Consider the following 19354-nt stretch of genomic DNA (forward strand, 5'->3'; position numbering starts at 1 on the left):
GGAGAGACCATGCTGGACCATCACCCGCGACCGGTGCCGGTCGCCGTGGTCGCCGTCGGTGCGCTGCTGCCCGGTTCGCCCGATCCGGAGGGGTTCTGGCGGGCCGTCGTCCAAGGGCGTGACCTGATCACCGATGTCCCGCCGCACCGCTGGCTGGTCGAAGACCACTACGACCCCGACCCGTCAGTGCCCGACCGGACCTATGCCCGGCGCGGTGCCTTTCTGCCGGCGGTCGACTTCGACCCGATGGCGTTCGGCATCCTGCCCAACAACCTCTCGGCGACCGACAGCGCACAGCTGCTCGCCCTGCTGGTCGCCGAGCAGGTGCTCACCGAGGCGGGCGGCGACCGGCTGCCCGCGCTGGACCGGGACCGGATCGGCGTGGTCCTCGGCGCCGCCGCGCTGCCGCTGCTCAGCCAGATGGCCGACCGGCTGGCCTGGCCGATGCACCTCAAGGCGCTGCGCGAGAGCGGCGTTCCGGAGCCCGAGGCGCAGGCGATCTGCGACCGGATCGCGGACCAGACCGTGGAGTGGGGCGAGGCCACCTTCCCCGGCATGCTGACCAATGTGGTGGCCGGCCGGATCGCCAACCGCTTCGACCTGCACGGCCTCAACCACACCACCGACGCGGCGTGCGCCAGCTCGTTAGCGGCGCTCTCCACGGCGATTGCCGAACTCACCCTCGGCCGGGCCGACCTGATGCTCACCGGCGGCGTCGACACCGCCAACGACATCGGCACCTATGTCTGCTTCTCCAAGACCCCGGCCCTCTCCACGACCGGGGACTGCCGGCCGTTCTCGGCCGACGCCGACGGCACCATGCTCGGTGAGGGGCTGGCCATGTTCGCCCTCAAGCGGCTGGCCGACGCCGAGCGCGACGGCGACCGGATCTACGCCGTGATCCGTGGCGTGGGCACCTCCTCGGACGGCGGCGGCACCGCCATCTACGCCCCCGTCCCGGCCGGTCAGGCGAGAGCACTGCGGCGGGCCTACCGGGAAGCCGGGTACAGCCCCCGGACGGTCGGGCTGGTCGAGGCCCATGGCACCGGGACCAAGGCCGGCGACGCCGCGGAGTTCGCGGCGCTGCGCGAGGTCTTCGAGCAGTCCGGCGATCCCGAGGGGACGGGTGACGGCCCAGACCGGCAGTACTGCGCCCTGGGGTCGGTCAAGTCGCAGATCGGGCACACCAAGTGCGCCGCCGGAGCCGCCGGGCTGCTCAAGGCGGTGCTGGCGCTGCACCACCGGGTGCTGCCCCCCACCGTCAAGGTCGAGCGCCCGGCCCCCGGCCTGGACCTGGAGCACAGCCCGTTCTACCTCAACACCCGGGCCCGCCCCTGGGTGCGCCCGGCGGACCATCCACGGCGGGCGTCGGTCTCCAGCTTCGGCTTCGGCGGCTCCAACTTCCATGTGGCGGTGGAGGAGTACGTACCCGATGAGTCCGGCTGGGGCGAGCGGGCCCGCCGGTTCCGCAGCATGCCCAGCGAACTGGTGCTCTTCGCCGCCGACACCCCGGAGGCGGTGCTGACCGCCGCCGGGGAGGTCGACCCGGAGCAGCCGCTCGCCGCGCTCGCCCGCAGCAGCCAGCAGGAGTTCCGGCCCGACGCCCCCGCGCGCCTGGCGATCGTCGCCCGGGACACCGCCGACCTCGCCGCCAAGGCGGCGCAGGCCGCCGCCGTGATCGCGCGGCGGCCCGACGCGCCGTTCGCGGCACCGGGCATCCGCTATCGGACGGGCGCCGCCACGCTCGGCCGGATCGGATTCCTCTTCCCCGGCCAGGGCTCCCAGCACATCGGCATGGGAGCGGACCTCGCCCTGCACCTCCCGACCGTGCAGCGTGCCTGGGACCGCCATGGGGCCAGGGAGTTCGACGGCCTGCCGCTGCACCGCCTGGTCTTCCCGCCGCCGGCGTTCACCGACGCCGAGCGGGACAGGCAGCAGGCGGCGCTCACCGCGACCGAATGGGCCCAACCCGCCCTCGCCGCCCACAGCCTGGCACTGCTCGACCTGCTGCGGGCGCTGGGCCTGCGGCCCGACTGCGCCGCCGGGCACAGCTTCGGCGAACTGGTCGCACTGCATGCCGCAGGCGCCCTGGACGCCGATGGACTGCTCGGGCTGGCCCGCTGCCGGGGTGAGTTGATGCGGGACGCCGCACTCCGGACGCCGGGGGCGATGGTGGCCGTCACGGCGCCGCGCGAGCAGGTCGAGCCGCTGATCGCCGACCTGCCCGGCGTCTGGCTGGCCAACCACAACGCCCCCGAGCAGGTGGTGCTCTCCGGCCTCGGCGACGCGGTCGACGCGGCGGCGGGCCTGCTCGCGGGCCGGGGCTTCACCACCCGGCGGCTGGACACGGCCACGGCCTTCCACAGCCCGGTGGTCGCGGCGGCCGGCGAACCGTTGGCCCAGGCGGTGCGGGCGCTGCGCATCGACGGCCCGGCGCTCCCGGTGTACGGCAACGCCGACGCCTCGGTCTACCCCGCCGAGCCCGACCAGGTGCGGGGCCGGATCGCCGCGCACCTCGCCTCGCCGGTGCTGTTCCAGGCAGGGATCGAGGCCATGTACGCCGCAGGTGTGCGGACCTTTGTCGAGGTGGGGCCGGGAACCACGCTCACCGGCCTGGTGCAGCGGATCCTCGGCGACCGCGACCACCTCGCGGTCGCGCTGCAACGCCCCGGCCAGGACGGCGTCACGGCGCTGCACGAGGCACTGGGGCAGCTCGCCGTCTGCGGCGCAGCGCTCGACCACGGCGTGCTCTGGGAGGAGTACGCGCCAGCCGCGAAGCGGACCAGGGAGGACATGTCCCGCATGACGGTGAAGATCGACGGAGGCAACCACGGCCGGCCCTACCCCCCGCCGGGCGGCGCGGCGGCGCTGCCCGGGCCCAACCCTGTCCAGGCTCCGGTCTCGGCGTCGGTGTCGGTGTCGGCCCCGGGGTCGGCCCCGGCGTCGGCCGCTCCTGTGCTGCCCGTGCAGCAGGCCGTCGACCCCGGTCTGCTGGCGCTGATCGAGGAGACCCAGCGGCAGACCGCGCAGGCGCACGCCGACTACCAGCGGCAGACCGCCGAGGCGCATACCGACTACCAGCGGCAGGTGACCGAGAGTCACCTCGCCTATCTGCGGATGTCCGAGTCGGCGATGGCCGCGCTGCTGGGCGGCCCGGTGGCGGTGCCCGAGACCGCGCCCGCGTACATTCCCGCCGCCCGGGCTGCCGTCCCGGTCCCGCAGATCGAGTCGGCCGTGGTGATGGCACCTGCCCCTGCCGTTCCGGTTCCGGTGGCTTCGGCCGTCCCGGTGGCCGCTCCGGTCGCTCTGGCCGCTCCGGACACTCCGGCGGCTCCGGCACCGTCGGCGCCGTCGGAGCCGACCGCCGGGCCCGACGTGCCCGCTCCGCAGGACCTCGAACGGCTGATCCTCTCGGTCGTGGCGGAGCGGACCGGCTACCCCGTGGACATCCTCAACCTCGATATGGAGCTGGCAGCCGACCTCGGCATCGACTCGATCAAGCGGGTGGAGATCCTCTCCGTGGTCTGCGGCGACATGGGCGATCTGCCGCAGAGCGCCTTCGCGGACCTCGGCGCGGCCCGCACCCTGCGCCAGATCGCCGACACGGTCCGCAGCCACCTGGGGATCACCAACTCTGACACTCCGTCAGCCGCTATGCCGCCGACCCCGGTTACCCCGGCGGCTCCGGACACCGCCGTACGGGCGGCGCTGAGCCGCGCGGTGCCGCGCGCCGTCCCCGCCCCGGCCGCCGGACTGGCCATGGCAGGGCTGTACGACGGCCCGATCGCGGTCACCGACGACGGCACGGGCGTGGCCCAGCTGGTCGCCGAGCAACTGCGCTTCCACGGCTGCGCCGCCACCGTGGAGCGCAGCATCCCCGAGGACGCGGCCGGGGTGGTCCTGCTGGACGGGCTGGCCCCGGTCGACTCCGCCGCCCGGGCCGCCGCGGTCCAGCGTGAGGCGTTCCGTACGGCGGTCTCCGCAGCCGCCCGCCCGGGGGTGCGGAGCGGGGTCTTCGTCACCGTCCAGGACACCGGCGGCGACTTCGGCCTGGGAGGCGGACAGGGCGACCGCGCCTGGCTCGGCGGGCTGGCCGGGCTGGCCAGGACCGCCGCCAAGGAGTGGCCCGAGGCCGCCGTGAAGGCCATCGACTGCGAACGCGGCAGCCGTGAGCCGCACGCCGTCGCCGCCGCCATCGTGGGCGAGCTGCTGGAGGGCGGCCCGGACCTCGATGTGGCGCTCTCCGCCGACGGCACCCGGCGCACCCTGCGGCTGGCGCCCGCGCCGCTCCCGGCCACCGCCGGGGAGCCCGCCCGGATCGGGCCGCAGTCGGTGATCGTGGCCACCGGAGGCGCACGCGGGGTGACGGCCGCCGCGCTGCGCGCGCTGGCGGCCGAGCACCGGCCGCATCTGGTCCTGCTGGGCCGCACCCCGCTCACCGAGGAACCGCCCGGCCTGGCACACCTGACCGACGAGGCAGCCCTGACCCGCGCGCTGGCCGAGACCCGCGCGCCGGACGACCGGGAACCGGCCCCCGCCCCGGCCGCGCTCGCCGCGCACGCCCGCCGCATCCTGGCGGTACGGGAGATCCGGGAGACGGTCGCCGCGATCGAGCGGGCCGGGTCCCCCGTGCGGTACCTGGCGGTGGACGCGCGCGACGGCGCTGCGCTCAGCCGGGAGCTGGACCGGGTACGGGCGGAGTGGGGCCCGGTCACCGGCATCGTGCACGGCGCCGGCGTACTGGCCGACAAGCTGATCGCCGACAAGACCGACGAGCAGATCGACCGGGTCCTCAGCACCAAGGTCGACGGCCTGCGCGCACTGCTGGACGCCACCGTGGACGACCCGCTCCGACTGGTCTGCCTCTTCTCCTCGGTGGCCGGTCTCTTCGGCAACGCGGGCCAGAGCGACTATGCGGTCGCCAACGAGGTGCTCGGCCAGGTCGCCTCGGTGGAGCAGGCCAGGCGTCCGGGCTGCCTGGTGCGGTCCATCGCCTGGGGGCCGTGGCAGGGCGGCATGGTCACCCCGCCGATCGCCGCGCTGCTCGTCGGGGAAGGGGTCGAGCTGATCCCCGTCGAGGCGGGCGCCGACGCCTTCGCCGCCGAGCTGGGCGGCCCGGCGTCCGAGGCCAGGGTCTGCCTGGCCATGGACGGCGGGCTCGGTCCGATGGGTTCGGTTAGCCGGGCGCCCGCCCGGGCGGAGCTCCGCATCGACGCCGACCGATACCCGTACCTGGCCGATCACGCGATCAACGGCCGACCGGTGCTGCCGCTGGCGCTGTCCGCCGAGTGGTTCGCCCGGGTGGCCGCCGTCTGGCGGCCGGAGGGCGATCCGGTGGTGCTGCGCGGCCTGCGGGTACTGCGCAAGGTCGTTCTGCCCGAGCCGACGGCGGCCGGACCCCGCCTGGCGGTGCAGGGCCGGGTCTCCGGGCAGGGCGGGCAGCGCGCCCTGGAGCTGGAGCTGCGTGGTGACGACGGAGCCGCGCACGTCCGGGCGGTGGTGCCCGGCGCTGCGGCGGCGGACGCACCCGACCTCGGCGAGCCGGGCGGGCTGCTGCCACCGGACGGGATCGAGCTGTACGACGGCCATGCGCTCTTCCACGGCCCGCGCTTCCACGTCGTGCGGTCGCTGACCGGGATCGGCGAGGCCGGTGCCGTCGGCGAACTCGTCGGCCTGCGCGGGCTGGGCTGGCCGGGCGAAGCCTGGCGCAGCGACCCGGCAGCTCTGGACGGCGCCTTGCAACTGGCCTCGCTCTGGGCGCTGCGGATGCTGGGCGGTGCGGTGCTGCCGATGGGGATCGAGGAGTGCCGCCTGCTGGGGGCGGGCCCGCTGACCGGGGCCGCCCGATGCGTGGTCAGGGCCGTCGAGGTGAGCGGTGACCGCGCCCGCTGCGAGGCCGTGGTCGCCGACGAGAGCGGCGCCGTACGCATCGACCTGCGCGGCGTCGAGCTGGTACGCCGCCCGTCCTGACGCCTGCCACCACCACCCACGGAGAGCCCACCTTGGGATTCGAACCCATCGCCGTCATCGGGCGGGGCTGTGTGCTGCCCGGTGCCCTCGACCCCGACCAGCTGTGGCGGAACGCCGAGGCCGGCCGGTCCTGCCTGTCGGCCGTCTCCATGGAACGGTGGCGGCTGCCCCGGCAGGGCTACGACCGCCTGGTGACCGACCCGGCCGACCGGATCGCCTCGGTGGCCGGCGGATACGTCCAGGGCTTCGACGAGGTGTTCGACCCGAGCGGCTTCGCCCTCGATCCGGCGGAGATCGCCGAGCTGGACCCGCTCTTCCACTGGGTCCTGTACGGCGCCCGGCAGGCACTGCGCGAGTCCGGGCAACAGGGGCCGTTGCCCGACGCCGGTCTGGTGCTGGGCAATCTGGCCTACCCCAATGAGTCCGCCAGCCGCTTCGCCGAGCATGTCTGGCTGACCGCCCAGGAGCCCGCGCTGCGCACGGCACTGCTGCGCGGCAGGCCCCGGCCGCACCCCGGCAACTGGTTCGCCGCCGGACGGCCCGCCCAACTCGCGGCGCGGGCGCTGGGCCTGGGAGCGGGCGGGTTCGCCGTCGACGCGGCCTGCGCCTCCGGGCTCTATGCGATCAAGCTCGCCTGCGACCGCCTGCACTCCGGGGCGGTGCGGCTGATGGTCGCGGGGGCGGTCAACCGGGCCGACAACCTCTTCCTGCACCAGGGCTTCCACGCCCTGTCGGCGCTCAGCCGCTCCGGCCGGAGCCGGCCCCTCCAACGGGACGCCGACGGGCTGATCCCGGCCGAGGGTGCCGGGTTGGTGGTGCTGATGCGGCTGGCCGATGCGCTGGCGGCGGACGTTCCGGTGCTCGGGGTGATCCGGGCGGTGGGGCTCTCCAACGACGGCCGGGGCGGCGGTCTGCTGCTCCCCGACCGCGACGGGCAGACGCGGGCGATGCGGCTCGCCTACGCGCTGGCGGGCATCGACCCGGCCACGGTCTCGCTGATCGAGGCCCACGCCACCGGGACCCCGAGCGGTGACGCGGTGGAGGTCCGGGCCATGGCCGAGGTGTTCGCCGACAGCCCCGGCGTGCCGATCGGCTCGGTCAAGGCCCAGCTCGGCCACCCGCTGGCCGCAGCCGGGGTGGCGGGGCTGCTCAAGGTGCTCGGGGCGATGGGCGCGGGGGTCCGCCCTGCGGTGGCCGGAGCCGACCGGCCGCTCGCGGAGCTGGACGGTACGCCGCTGCGGCTGCCCGCCGAGGCCGAGGAGTGGCCGGGGCTGCGCCGGGCTGCTGTCAGCGCGTTTGGATTCGGCGGCGCCAATGCCCATCTGGTCCTCGACGGCTGGCCCGAGGGTGCCGGGTCGGTTGTTGTGAGGGGCCGGGTTGGAGGGTTGCCCGAGGGCGCCGGGTCTGGGGGCCGGGGCGGTGGGAGTCTGCCCGAGGGTGGTGGGGTGGCGGCCTCGCCGGAGGTGGATGCCGGGCCGCTCGCGATTGTCGCCCTCGGCGCCCGGGTCGGCGGCGGCGAATCCGCCGAGAGCCTGCGCCGCACACTGCTGACCGGTGAGTCCGAGCCCCGTACCGCCGCCGTCACCGCAGTCGAGCTGTCGGCCGGAGGGCTCTGCTTCCCCCCGGCCGACCTGGCCTGCGCGGAGACCCGCCAACTGCTGGTGCTGGCCGCCGCCGAGGAGGCTGTGGCGGACATCCGGCTGCCCCGCGAGCGCACGGCGGTGCTGATCGGCGCGGGCAGCGACCCGCAGGCCGCCCGCTACGGGGCACGGTGGCGTTCGGCCGCCTGGCGGGAAGGCGCCGACGCCGAGACCGTCGCGGCCACCCAGCAGGCGTTCGCCGCGCCGCTGCCCGCCGCCGGAGTGACCGGCACCATGCCCCATCTCCTGGCCCACCGGCTCAACACCCGGTTCGACCTGGCCGGGCCGGGCTTCGTGGTCTGCGCGGAGGAGGCGTCCGGGCTGGTGGCACTGGAGCTGGCCGCCCGCGCGCTGCGGACGCACGAGGTGGACGCCGCCCTGGTGGGGGCGGTCGACCTGGCGGACGAGGCAGTGCAGCGGGCCGCGCTGGCCGGGCTCGGGGTACTACGGCGGCCCCCGGGAGACGCCGCCGTGGCGCTGGTCCTCAAGCGGTTGGCCGACGCCCGGCGCGACGGCGACCAGGTGATCGCGGTCCTGGACCAGGACGGCACGGCTGCACCGCAGCTGCTCGTCGGCGACGGACCCGCCGAAGGCGAGGCGGCGGTGCCACATATCGACCCGGCCGAGCTGTTCGGCGCCGCACACGCCGCCGCCGGACTGCTCTCCGTGGCCGTCGCCGCCCTGGCACTCCAGCACCGCGTACTGCCCCGCCCGCACGCCCCGGCGCTCCCGCTGGACGCCGCCCGCACGGCCGAGGTACGGTGCTCGGTCCTGGAGGGCCCGCAGGCCCGTACCCGCCTGGTGGCGGATGCGGCCCGGCCGTGGGTGTCGGGCCCGGCCCCCCGGCTGCACCTCTACTCCGGCCGGGACCGGCATGAGGTGGCCCAGGCGCTGGACGCCGACCGCGAGAGCGCCGCAGGCCCTGCCCGACTCGCCCTGGTCACCACCGACGCCGACCTCGCCGAGCAGCGGGAACGCGCCCGGCGCTGGCTGGCCGGTGAGGGCATCAGGCCACCGGGGGCCGCCTACCGGGACGCACCCGTGGTGGGGGAGACCGCCTTTGTCTTCACCAATGGCTCCGCTGCCTACCCGGGTATGGGCCGCGAACTCGCCCTCGCGCTGCCCGACCTGCTGGACAATCTGGAGGCGTCGGGACTGCCCCGGTCACTGCTGACCGGCCCGGCCACCGCCACCGGCCCGGCCGACGCGCTGGACCAGATCATGAGCACCGGCCTGGTGATCAGCCTGCACACCGCCATCAGCCGGGCCCTGCTGGGCGACCCGGACGCGGCGATCGGCTACTCCTCCGGTGAGACGGCCGCCCTGATCGCCCTGGGCGTCTGGACGGACACCGCCGAACACTGCGCGGAGAGCCGGGCGAGCGGGCTCTTCGACCGGGAGATCGGCGGGGAGTACCGGGCCGTCCGCCGGGCCTGGGAACGCGCGGGCGTCCCCGGCAGCCGATGGGCCGGCTACCTCGTCTCCATGCCCGCCGAGCGGGTCCGGGCGGAGCTGGCCGCTGAGCCGGCGGTCCACCTGCTCGCGCTGAACGCACCCGGCCTCTGCGTGGTCGGCGGAGAGGCCGAGGCATGTGACGCCTGGGTTCGCAGGCAGCGGGCCCACGCCGTGCCGATCAGCTACGACATGGCCGCGCACGCACCGGAGCTGGCCGAGGTGGAGAGCCGCTGGTGGCAGCTGCACCACCGGCCCACCACGGCCGTCCCCGGGGTGCGGTTCTACAGCTGCGCGAGCGGGACGTCGTATCTGCCGACCGCCGAGCGGGTCGCCGACGCCCTGACCGCGCAACTGCTCACCACCGTCGACTACGTCCGGGTGATCGAGCGGGCCTGGGCGGACGGGGTGCGGATCTTTGTGGAGCAGGGGCCGCGCGGCCTCTGCACCTCATGGATCAGCCGCATCCTCGGCGACCGGGACCATCTGGCCGTGGCCATGGACGCGCCCGACGGCCAGGGCCTGGCCCGGATCGGCCAGGTCGTCGCCGAACTGGCGGCGGCGGGGGTGCGGGTGGACGCCGACGCGTTCCTCGGCCGCTGGGCGGCTGCTGCGCCCCGGGCGACGCCGACCGGGCAGCGCATCGCCATTCCGATCGCCCCCGCCGAGGTCCGGCTGCCGGCCGAGCGGGCGCCGCAAGCCGCACCCATGCCCCGGGCCCCCCGCCTGCCGTCCACGCTGCCCAAGGCCGAACCGGCGCCCGCGTCGGTGTCCACGCCGGTGCCACCGACCGTGTCCGTGCCCGTGCCCGTGCCCGTGCCCGTGTCTGTGCCCGCGTCCGGGCCGGCGACGCGGGTGGCCGGGGTGATCGCCGAGGCCCGCAACCGGGTCACCGCCGTGCACCGGTCGGTGCTGGCGGGCCAGGCGGACGCCCAGCGGACCTTCGCGGCCCAGCAGGCCGAGGCGCAGCGGCACTTCCTGCACGGCCGGTCCACCGCTCTGGCCGCACTCGCCGCCCTGGCGCACGGCACGGCGCACGGCTCGACGGCCGGTTGGAGCCCGGCCGCCCCGGCCGACCCCGCCCGGCCCCGCCCGTATCCCGGCCCGGCCTTCGACCGGGCCCAGCTCGAACACCTCGCCCACGGCCGGATCTCGGAGCTGTTCGGCCCGGCGTTCGCCGCCCAGGACGACCGGCACCGGCAGACCCGGCTGCCCCGGCCGCCGCTGCTGCTGGTCGACCGGGTCCTGGGCATCGACGCCGAACCGGCGGCGCTGCTGCGCGCCTCCGCGCCCGGCACCGGCACGCTCTGGACCGAGACCGACGTCCGGCCGGACTCCTGGTACCTGGACGCCACCGGGCGGATGCCGCCCGGGATCATGGTCGAGGCCGGGCAGGCGGACCTGCTGCTGATCAGCTGGCTCGGCGCCGACCTGCTGGACCGCCAGGACCGGGTGTACCGGCTGCTGGGCTGCGAGTTGACCCTGTACGGCAGCCCGCCCCGCCCCGGCGACACCCTGCACTTCGAGATCCAGATCGACGGCCACGCCGTGCACCAGGGGGTGCGGCTCTTCTTCTTCCACTACGACTGCCATGTCGACGGCGAGCTGCGCCTGACCGTGCGCAACGGGCAGGCGGGGTTCTTCACGGACGAGGAGCTGGAGAGCAGCGCAGGGGTGCTCTGGCACCCGGCGGACGGCCCGCCGGACCCGGATGCCACGGTGGACCCGCCGGTCGCCACCACCGCCTCCTGCTTCGACGCTGCCCAGGTACGGGCCTTCGCCGACGGCAATCCCGCCGACTGCTTCGGACCGGCCTGGACGGCGGCCAGGGCGCACATCCGGACCCCGAGGGTCGGCTGCGGACGGATGCTGCTGCTGGACGAGGTGACGCACTACGACCCCGCCGGAGGACCGTGGGGCCGTGGCTATCTGCGGGCGGAGACCCGGATCGACGCGGCGGACTGGTTCTTCGACGGGCACTTCCACCACGATCCGTGCATGCCCGGCACCCTGATGTTCGAGGGCGCCTTGCAGGCCATGGCCTTCTCCCTGGCGGCGGGCGGCCACACCCTGGACCGGGACGGCTGGCGCTTCGAACCGGTGCCCGGCCGCCCCGCCGCCCTGCGCTGCCGCCGCCAGGTCACACCGGACAGCTCGCGGCTGGTCTACGAGGTCTTTGTGACGGAGCTCAGCGCCGGTCCCCAGCCCACGCTGGTCGCCGATGTGCTCTGCACCGTGGACGGGGTGCAGGCGTTCCACGCCGCCGGGGTGGCGCTGCGCCTGGTGCCCGACTGGCCGCTGGAGCAGTGGCGGCAGCTCGGCCCGGTCCGGGTGCAGACCGACGGCACCCCGGTCCCGCTGCCGCTGCTGGGCGGCCTGCGCGGCCATCGCGACGACGCGGACTGCGCCGTTGTCGGGGACGTCCGGTACGACTACGCCACGCTGCTCGCCGCAGCCTGGGGGCGGCCGACGGAAGCCTTCGGCCAGGACGCCGCCGTCTTCGACGGCGGCAGGAGGCGGGCCCGGCTGCCCGGCCCGCCCTTCCACTTCGTCAGCCGCATCGTCACCGGTGACCTGGTCGTCGGCGGGGAGCGGCCGGGCAGCCGGCTGGTCACCGAGTACGACGTGCCCGAGGATGCCTGGTACTTCGAGCAGGGCGGCGGCTCGGCCATGCCGATGGCGGTGCTGATGGAGGTGGCGCTGCAACCGTGCGGCTGTCTGGCGGGCCAGGCCACCGACCTGCTCCGAGGTGAGCAGGACCTGTACTTCCGCAATCTCGACGGCACCGGGACCGTACTCGGCGAGGTCACCCCGGGGACCCGCACCGTGCGGACCGAGGTCGTGCTCCGCACCATCGCCCGCCACGGGGACCTGATCATCGAGACCTTCGACGTGGAGTGCCATGCCGACGGCAGGCCGGTGTTCCGGCTCTCCTCGGTCTTCGGGTTCTTTCCCCGGAGCGCGCTGGAGAGCCAGACCGGCCTGCCCCGCAGCCAGGACGACCACCATCGACTGCGGGCGCCCGGCGGGCAGCCGATCGACCTGCAGCGTCGACCGCCGGCGGGCCCGATGCTGCTGATGCTGGACCGGGTCACCGGGTACTGGCCGGACGGTGGCCAGGCCGGGCTGGGACGGCTGTGCGCGGAGAAGGACATCGACGCGGGGGACTGGTACTTCAAGGCGCACTTCTTCCAGGACCCCGTGCAGCCCGGCTCGCTGGGCGTCGAGGCGATGTGCCAGCTCCTCCAGGTCTATCTGGTGGAGAGCGGCCATACCGGCCGACTGGTCGCCCCGCGCTTCGAACCGGTCATGACCGGTCAGGAAGTGACCTGGAAGTACCGGGGCCAGATCGTGCCGACCGACGGCACCATGACGGTCGAGATGGAGATCCTCGAAGCCGCCGGGGACGCGCACGAGTGCCATGCGGTCGCCGAGGCGTGGCTCTGGATCGACGGCCGCTGCATCTACCAGGTGCGCGGCCTCGGCATGCGCGCCGTCTCCACCGGGACCGCCGTCTCCATCGAGGACACCGGGGCCGCCGGGAACACCGGGACCGCCCAGGGCCCCCGGGCCGCCGCGACCCCCGCCACCCTTCCGGCGTCGTACGACACGGTGCTCGATCCCGCCGAGCAGGCATGGCTGCTCGACCACCGGCCGGACTGGATCACCCCGGCGATGCCCATGATGGCGATGGTGGACCACCTGGCCCGGACGGCTGCCGAGCACACCGGCCGCCAGGTGTCCGGGCTGTCCGGGCTGCGGCTGCGGCGATGGCTGCCGCTCGGGGAGCCGGTGCGGCTGCGGACCGACCTGCGGGAGGCGCCGGAGGGGGTGACCGCCGTCCTCTCGGTCTGGCGGCAGGCCGCCACCCCGGACCTCTCCCGGTTCGACGAGGTCATCGGCGGCACCGTGCGGCTCGGGCCGCCCCCGGGACCCCGCCCGGAGCCGTTCCCCGCGCTCGCCGACGCGGAGGAGACGGTGGACCCCTACACCTCGGGGGCGATGTTCCACGGCCCGGCGTTCCAGTGCGTCAGCTCGCTGTGGATCTCCGCGTCCGGCGCGTCCAGCATGCTCGACACCGGCCGGAACCGGGTGCCGCGCGGGCTGCTGCACCAGGGGGTGCTCGACGCCGCGCTGCATGGGATCCCCTGCCGGGAGATGGGCCGCTGGCTGCCTGGTGTCGGCGCGGACCAGGTGGCCGTACCGCACCTGCTGCACAGCCTGGAGGCGTATGAGCCGCTGCCGGACGATGGACCGGTCCGGGTGGAGGTGCGGTTCGCCGGCGTTTCGGAGGGCGACTCCCGACTGCCGGTGGTGGACATCCAACTCCAGGTCCAGGGCCGGGTCGCGGTGACCCTGCGACTGGCCCTGGCGCTGGTGGAGGTCCCGCTGTTCGCCTCCGTGCCGCTGGTGCAGCGGAGGGAGTTCCTGCGCGACCGCCGCCATGTGGAGGGCGTGGCGCTGTCCACGGTGGCCGGGGAGGCCACCGTGCTGCGGACCGCCCTGATCGACGCGGTGGACATCGTGCCCGGCACCCTCGCCGCCGTCTACGGACTGCCCCGGGACGGCTCCCCCCGGGCGCGGACCGCCGTCATCGCCGCCAAGGAGCACCTGGCCAGGCTGCTCAGGGTGCATCCCGCCGAGGTCGAGGTGGCCGACGACCTGACCGCCGCCTCGGTCGCCGGTCGGCCGGAGACCCTGCGCCGCCTCCGGGTCCGAGAGGAGGACGGGGTGGTCACCGTGCGGTCGGACGACTGATCATCTGTAGCCCTCGCCCGTACGTCCGGGCCGTCCCGCGTCCTATGCTGATCGGCATGACGAGCGAGCCGGAGCTGCAGGAAGGGGTCGGGGAGCCGGACGGTTTCCAGCGTCTGTGGACCCCGCACCGTATGGCGTACATCAAGGGCGAGGGCAAGCCCAGCGGTCCTGGTGAGGGCGATGGCTGTCCCTTCTGCGGGATCCCCGCCAAGAGCGACGAGGAGGGGCTGGTCGTCGCCCGGGGCGAGCGGGTGTACGCGGTGCTCAACCTCTATCCGTACAACGGCGGCCATCTGATGGTGGTCCCCTACCGGCACGTCGCCGACTACACCGAGCTGGACGACGCGGAGACCGCCGAGCTGGGCGCCCTGACCAAGCGCGCCATGACCGCGCTGCGCACCGCCTCCGGCGCCCACGGCTTCAACATCGGCATGAACCAGGGCGCCGCAGCCGGCGCCGGTATCGCCGCCCATCTGCACCAGCATGTGGTGCCGCGCTGGGGCGGGGACACCAACTTCATGCCGGTCGTCGGCCACACCAAGGTGCTGCCGCAACTGCTCGCCGACACCCGCAAGATGCTGGCCGACGCCTGGCCCCGGGACTGAGCCGCAGGAACCGAGCCCCGCAGACGGCGAGGGCCCGCCCCCGGAAGATCCGGGGGCGGGCCCTCGCTGTCCGTCTGGCGGCGGCTGCTGCTCAGCCGTCGTAGAGGTCGGCCTTGCCGGGGCGGACGCCCTCCGCGTCGGCTCCGGGGCTGAGCGACCGCGCCGTGGAGAAGTGGTCCACGTCCACGTCGTGCTCGGCCAGGAACTCGTCGATCACCGTACGGACCAGCCGCACGATCGGGGTGGCGGCCCGGATCACATCGTCGGCCATGAAGCGGTGCGTCCACATCCGGTCCACCCAGGCCGAGCGGAAACCGAACGGCTCGGGCAGGGAGAGCCCGCCGCCGAGCCAGTCCCGCACGACCGGCGCCCACATCAGCGGGGCGCGCACCGCCAGGCGCACCACCTCGTCGCTGTCCACGATGGGCAGTTGGCGGGTCTCCGTCTTCCACGGCCGACCGGGCCGGGTGAAGCTGATCTCCTTGGGGGAGGGCTTGCCGGAGAAGAACCCCGCCACCGGCCCCAGGGCGTACCCGGTGACCTCCACCCGCAGGTAGTTGTGCAGCACGGTCACGGTGGCCAGCAGCGACACCACCAACTGCCCGTTCCAGAGCACGAAGTGGGTGCCCTGGTAGTGCCGGGGCTCGGCGCCGAACTTCTGCGCGTTGCAGAGGTTCTGCATCGCGAAGTCCCGCATCCGCTGGCCGTCCATGGTCTCGGCGTCGGAGGGACGGGCGATCTCGTCCGCTCCCTCGCCGACCGGCCGCACCGCCCACTGGTGCAGCTGCGGATGCGGCATACCGCCGCCGGCGATCTCGCTCCGCTCCAGCTGGCCCAGCCGATCGGTGATCCGGCGGACCAGGTCCCACGGCCGGAAGGCGTGGATGTCCGCCGCACCCGCGCGGGGCTTCAGCGGACCGGTGAGATGCCAGGCGCCCCAGCGGCCGCCCAGCCCCAGGATCCCCTTGGTGCCCGCGTAGTGCAGCACATTGGTCTCCTGCTCGGCGGCCAGCTTGTCCAACTGCTCGCGGAGGTTGACCGCCGTGGCGTCCTTGTCGTCCTTGGGGACGATCTTGGGCAGCATCGGGCCGAGGGCGCTGCCGTCCACCAGCGCGGTCCACTGGGCCCGCATCTGCTCGGAGCTGCGCAGGCAGATCCGCTTGGCGATGAACCAGCCGACCACCGGAGCCAGCAGCATCACCCGCAGATAGAGCGCGGCCAGACCGGCGGCGGGCGGGCGCAGGATGAAGAGCCCGGCCAGCACCGCGAGGGCGACATAGACCACCCCGCCGACCAGGCCGGCCCGGTCCGGGGCGGCCTTCTTCAGCACGGCCCGCACCTGGAAGGCGAGCAGCCAGAGCAGCGACCCGGGGAGGAACAGCACACCGGTGACCAGGGTGACCAGGGTCAGCTTGCGGTCGCGCTGGTTGCGCAGCTCCTGCGCCTCCAGGCAGTGCTCGACCACCATCCGGGAGTCGACACCGAGCGACGGCACCAGCGGCTTGCGGCCGTTGCCCAGGGTGCGGGCGATGACCGCCTCGGTGAAAGCCTCGCCGAGGTTGGCGCGGAAGAGCGCGAACCGGGCCCCCTTGGCCTTGGCGTCCGGCAGACCCTCGATCGGCCCGTCGCGGTAGGCGGCAGAGGCCAGCGCCTGGGTGACCGCGGTCTGGGGACCGCCGTCCAACCGGGGTATCTGCGCCCCGGGTGTCATGTCGAGTGTGGACATACGGCCTCCCCCTCCTCCCCTTGTCAGCGGCAGGCTACCGCGCCCCCGCACCGCCGCGCCGAAGATCGACTGATCCGGCGTCACCGCTCGGGCGGCCGGCCCGCCGGTTCTGAATGGTTCTCCCCGCCGGACCACCCGGGCATGCGTGCGGAACCCTAGGATGCGTGCGGAACCATAGGGGAGGATCGGTCCATGGCCACACGACCTCTGCTCGTCTACGACGGCGACTGCGCCTTCTGCTCCAGCTGCGTCGAGTTCGCCGGAAAACGGCTCTCCGACCCGGCCGCCCCGCTGTGGGACACCACCCCCTTCCAATTCGCCGACCTGGCGGAACTGGACGCTCTGGCCGGCGGCCGAGGGCAGCTGACCGCCCACCGCGCCGAGCAGGAGGTGCTCTGGCTGACCCCCACCGGGCAGGTGTACGGCGGTGCGCAGGCGGTCGCCCGGCTGCTGATGCGCGCCGGGGGCGCGTGTTCGGTGCTGGGCGCCGTGATCGCGCTACCGCCGGTCAGCTGGATCGCAGCCGGTGTCTACCGCCTGATCGCCCGCAACCGCCACCGGATGCCCGGCGGCACCCCCGCCTGCGCCCTGCCGCCCCGCAGGGCCTGAACCCCGCCGGGCCGGCCTCCCCGCACCCGCGGGGACGCCGGCCCGACCGCTGCCGCTCAGTGCTTCTCGGGTCAGTGCTTCTTGGATCAGGGCTTCCCGGGTCAGTGCCTCTCGGGTCAGTGCCTCTCGGGCTTCTCGGACTGCTGCTCCCGCATCCTGGCGGCGAGCTGCGGCGGCATCGGCTCATGCCGCGCGTACGTCCGGGAGAACCGCCCGGTGCCGTGCGACAGCGACCGCAGGTCCACCGCATAGCGGATGATCTCCAGCTCCGGCACCTCCGCCCGTACCAGCGTCCGCCCACCCGTCATCCGCCACTGCCCGTCCTGGGAGGCGGCGTGTGCGGCCCCGCCCGACGGCGGCACCGGCTCGGTGCCCAGCACCCGCCCGCGCCGCGCCGAGAGGTCGCTCATCACCGTGCCCACATAGTCGTCCGGCACCAGCACCCGCACCTCGGAGACCGGCTCCAGCAGGTGGATGACGGCCTGCGCCGCCGCCTCCCGCAGCGCCAGCGCCCCGGCGGTCTGGAAGGCGGCGTCGGAGGAGTCCACCGAGTGCGCCTTGCCGTCCACCAGCGTCACCCGCACGTCCACCACCGGGCAGCCGGTCGCGACGCCCCGGGCGAGCTGCGTCCGGATGCCCTTCTCCACGGAGGGGATGAACTGCCGGGGCACGGCCCCGCCGACCACCTTGTCCACGAACTCGAAGCCGCCGCCGGTGGGCAGCGGCTCCACCTCGATCTCGCAGATCGCGAACTGCCCGTGCCCGCCGGACTGCTTGACATGCCGCCCGCGCGCCGCCGCCGCCGACCCGAAGGTCTCCCGCAGCGGCACCCGGTACGGCACCGGGTCCACCTGCACCCCGTACCGGGTGCGCAGCCGCTCCAGCAGCACATCGGCATGGGCCTCGCCCATGCACCAGAGCACCAGCTGCCGGGTGTCCTGGTTCTGCTCCAGCCGCAGCGTCGGGTCCTCGGCGACCAGCCGGGCCAGCCCCTGCGAGAGCTTGTCCTCATCGGCCTTGCTGTGCGCCTCCACGGCGACCGGCAGCAGCGGGTCGGGCATCTCCCAGGGGAGCATCAGCAGCGGCTGCTCCTTGGCGGACAGCGTGTCGCCGGTCTCGGCGCGGGCCAGCTTGGCGATGCAGACGATGTCACCGGCGACGCCCTTGGGCACCGGGTGCTGGAACCTGCCGAAGGGCGCGGTGAGCGCACCGACCCGCTCGTCCACGTCGTGGTCCTCGTGCCCCCGGTCGGCCAGACCGTGCCCGGAGACATGCACCGCGGCGTCCGGCCGCAGCGTGCCGGAGAAGACCCGGACCAGGCTGAGCCGGCCCACATAGGGGTCGCCGCTGGTCTTCACCACCTCGGCGGCCAGCGGGCCCTCGGGGTCGCAGCTCAGCGGCTCCAGCGGGGCGCCGGCCGGGGTGGTGACGGGCGGCACCCGGTGCTCCTCGGGGGAGGGGAAGGCCGAGGTGATCAACTCCAGCAGCTCCACGGTGCCGATGCCGTGCCGGGACCCCTCGGCGGGCGGGGAGGCGGCCAGCACCGGGTGGAAGGAGCCCCGGGCGACGGCCCGCTCCAGGTCCTCGATCAGGGTCTTGACGTCCAGCGCCTCACCGCCGAGGTAGCGGTCCATGAGGGTCTCGTCCTCGCTCTCGGCGATGATGCCCTCGATCAGCCGGCCGCGTGCCTCCTCCAGGGCGGGCCGCAGGTCGGGGTCGGGGTCCCGCTCGGCCCGGGTGCCGCCGGAGTAGTCGAAGATCCGCTCGGTGAGCAGGCCGACCAGGCCGCAGACCGGCGGTTCGCCGTCGGGGCCGGGGCGCCGCCGCGCAGCGGCAGATAGAGCGGCAGCACGGACTCCGGGTTCTCCCCGCCGAAGGCCTCCCGGCAGACGTCCACCAGCTGGTCGAAGTCGGCGCGGGCGGTGTCCAGCTTGGTCACCACGACCGCGCGCGGCATGGCGACGGCGGCGCACTCGTCCCAGAGCATGCGGGTGGCGCCGTCCACACCGTCGGCGGCGGAGACCACGAAGAGGGCGGCGTCGGCCGCCCGCAGCCCGGCCCGCAGCTCTCCGACGAAGTCGGCGTAGCCGGGGGTGTCCAGCAGGTTGATCTTGACACCGGCCCACTCCAGGGGGACCAGCGAGAGCTGCACCGAGCGCTGCTGCCGGTGCTCGATGTCGTCGTAGTCGGAGATCGAGGTGCCGTCCTGCACCCGGCCGGCCCGGTTGACCGCCCCGGTGGCCAGGGCCAGCGCCTCGACCAGCGAGGTCTTGCCGGCTCCGCTGTGGCCGACCAGCACCACATTGCGCAGCTGCGCGGGCCGGTCGGCCGCCGGTGCCCTTCCGGCGGCTCCTGGTTGGTGGGATCCCTTGTCGGCCATGTGCCTCTCCTCCCGCTGAACGCTGGGGGCCGCTGCCAAGTGCAGGGGCATGGTCCGCACGCGCCACGGGGGAGCCGCACCGGGTGGGTGGCGACTGCCACCCGCGGTCCTTCGAGCTTTCCACCGTGCGGGCACCAGGTCCATACGGGAGTCGCGCCCGGTACGCCGAAGGGGGTGCGCGGCCGGGGCCGGGGCGCCGCGCGGATAGCATGGG

At 74.7% G+C, this 19354-nt stretch carries 5 protein-coding genes and 1 pseudogene; 4 read left to right on the forward strand and 2 right to left on the reverse strand.

The window, feature by feature from the left end; translation table 11 throughout:
* Positions 1-9: 9 nt before the first annotated feature.
* The 3 genes from C7M71_RS28215 to C7M71_RS28225 are packed head-to-tail and all read left to right on the forward strand — an operon-like array spanning position 10 to position 14425.
* The gene (locus tag C7M71_RS28215; RefSeq protein ID WP_111491824.1) at positions 10-5970 is read left to right on the forward strand and encodes a type I polyketide synthase; all 5961 of its coding nucleotides are present in this window, start codon (positions 10-12) and stop codon (positions 5968-5970) included.
* A gap of 32 nt (positions 5971-6002) precedes the next feature.
* Complete coding sequence (locus C7M71_RS28220; protein ID WP_114914624.1) at positions 6003-13820, forward strand: beta-ketoacyl synthase N-terminal-like domain-containing protein; 7818 nt, start codon at positions 6003-6005, stop codon at positions 13818-13820.
* Positions 13821-13864: 44 nt separating this feature from the next.
* Positions 13865-14425, forward strand: coding sequence for an HIT family protein (locus C7M71_RS28225; RefSeq protein ID WP_111492033.1), 561 nt, complete (start codon positions 13865-13867; stop codon positions 14423-14425).
* A gap of 91 nt (positions 14426-14516) precedes the next feature.
* Here the strand turns inward: C7M71_RS28225 and C7M71_RS28230 are convergent, their stop codons facing one another.
* A complete protein-coding gene (locus tag C7M71_RS28230) occupies positions 14517-16151 on the reverse strand; it encodes a hypothetical protein (protein WP_111492032.1) in 1635 nt (544 codons plus the stop codon).
* A gap of 192 nt (positions 16152-16343) precedes the next feature.
* Here C7M71_RS28230 and C7M71_RS28235 point away from each other — a divergent pair, with 192 nt between their 5' ends.
* Complete coding sequence (locus tag C7M71_RS28235) at positions 16344-16760, forward strand: thiol-disulfide oxidoreductase DCC family protein (protein ID WP_111492031.1); 417 nt, start codon at positions 16344-16346, stop codon at positions 16758-16760.
* Positions 16761-16876: 116 nt separating this feature from the next.
* Here the strand turns inward: C7M71_RS28235 and C7M71_RS28240 are convergent.
* A pseudogene (locus tag C7M71_RS28240) lies at positions 16877-19140 on the reverse strand (elongation factor G-like protein EF-G2).
* Between the last annotated feature and the right edge of the window lie 214 nt (positions 19141-19354).

It is taken from the genome of Peterkaempfera bronchialis, assembly GCF_003258605.2.
Lineage (GTDB): Bacteria > Actinomycetota > Actinomycetes > Streptomycetales > Streptomycetaceae > Peterkaempfera > Peterkaempfera bronchialis.

Coding starts and splice junctions, on each gene's coding strand:
- C7M71_RS28230 (WP_111492032.1), bottom strand. CDS start 16,151: ATGTCCACACTCGACATGACACCCGGGGCGCAGATACCCCGGTTGGAC.
- C7M71_RS28215 (WP_111491824.1), top strand. CDS start 10: ATGCTGGACCATCACCCGCGACCGGTGCCGGTCGCCGTGGTCGCCGTC.
- C7M71_RS28235 (WP_111492031.1), top strand. CDS start 16,344: ATGGCCACACGACCTCTGCTCGTCTACGACGGCGACTGCGCCTTCTGC.
- C7M71_RS28225 (WP_111492033.1), top strand. CDS start 13,865: ATGCTGATCGGCATGACGAGCGAGCCGGAGCTGCAGGAAGGGGTCGGG.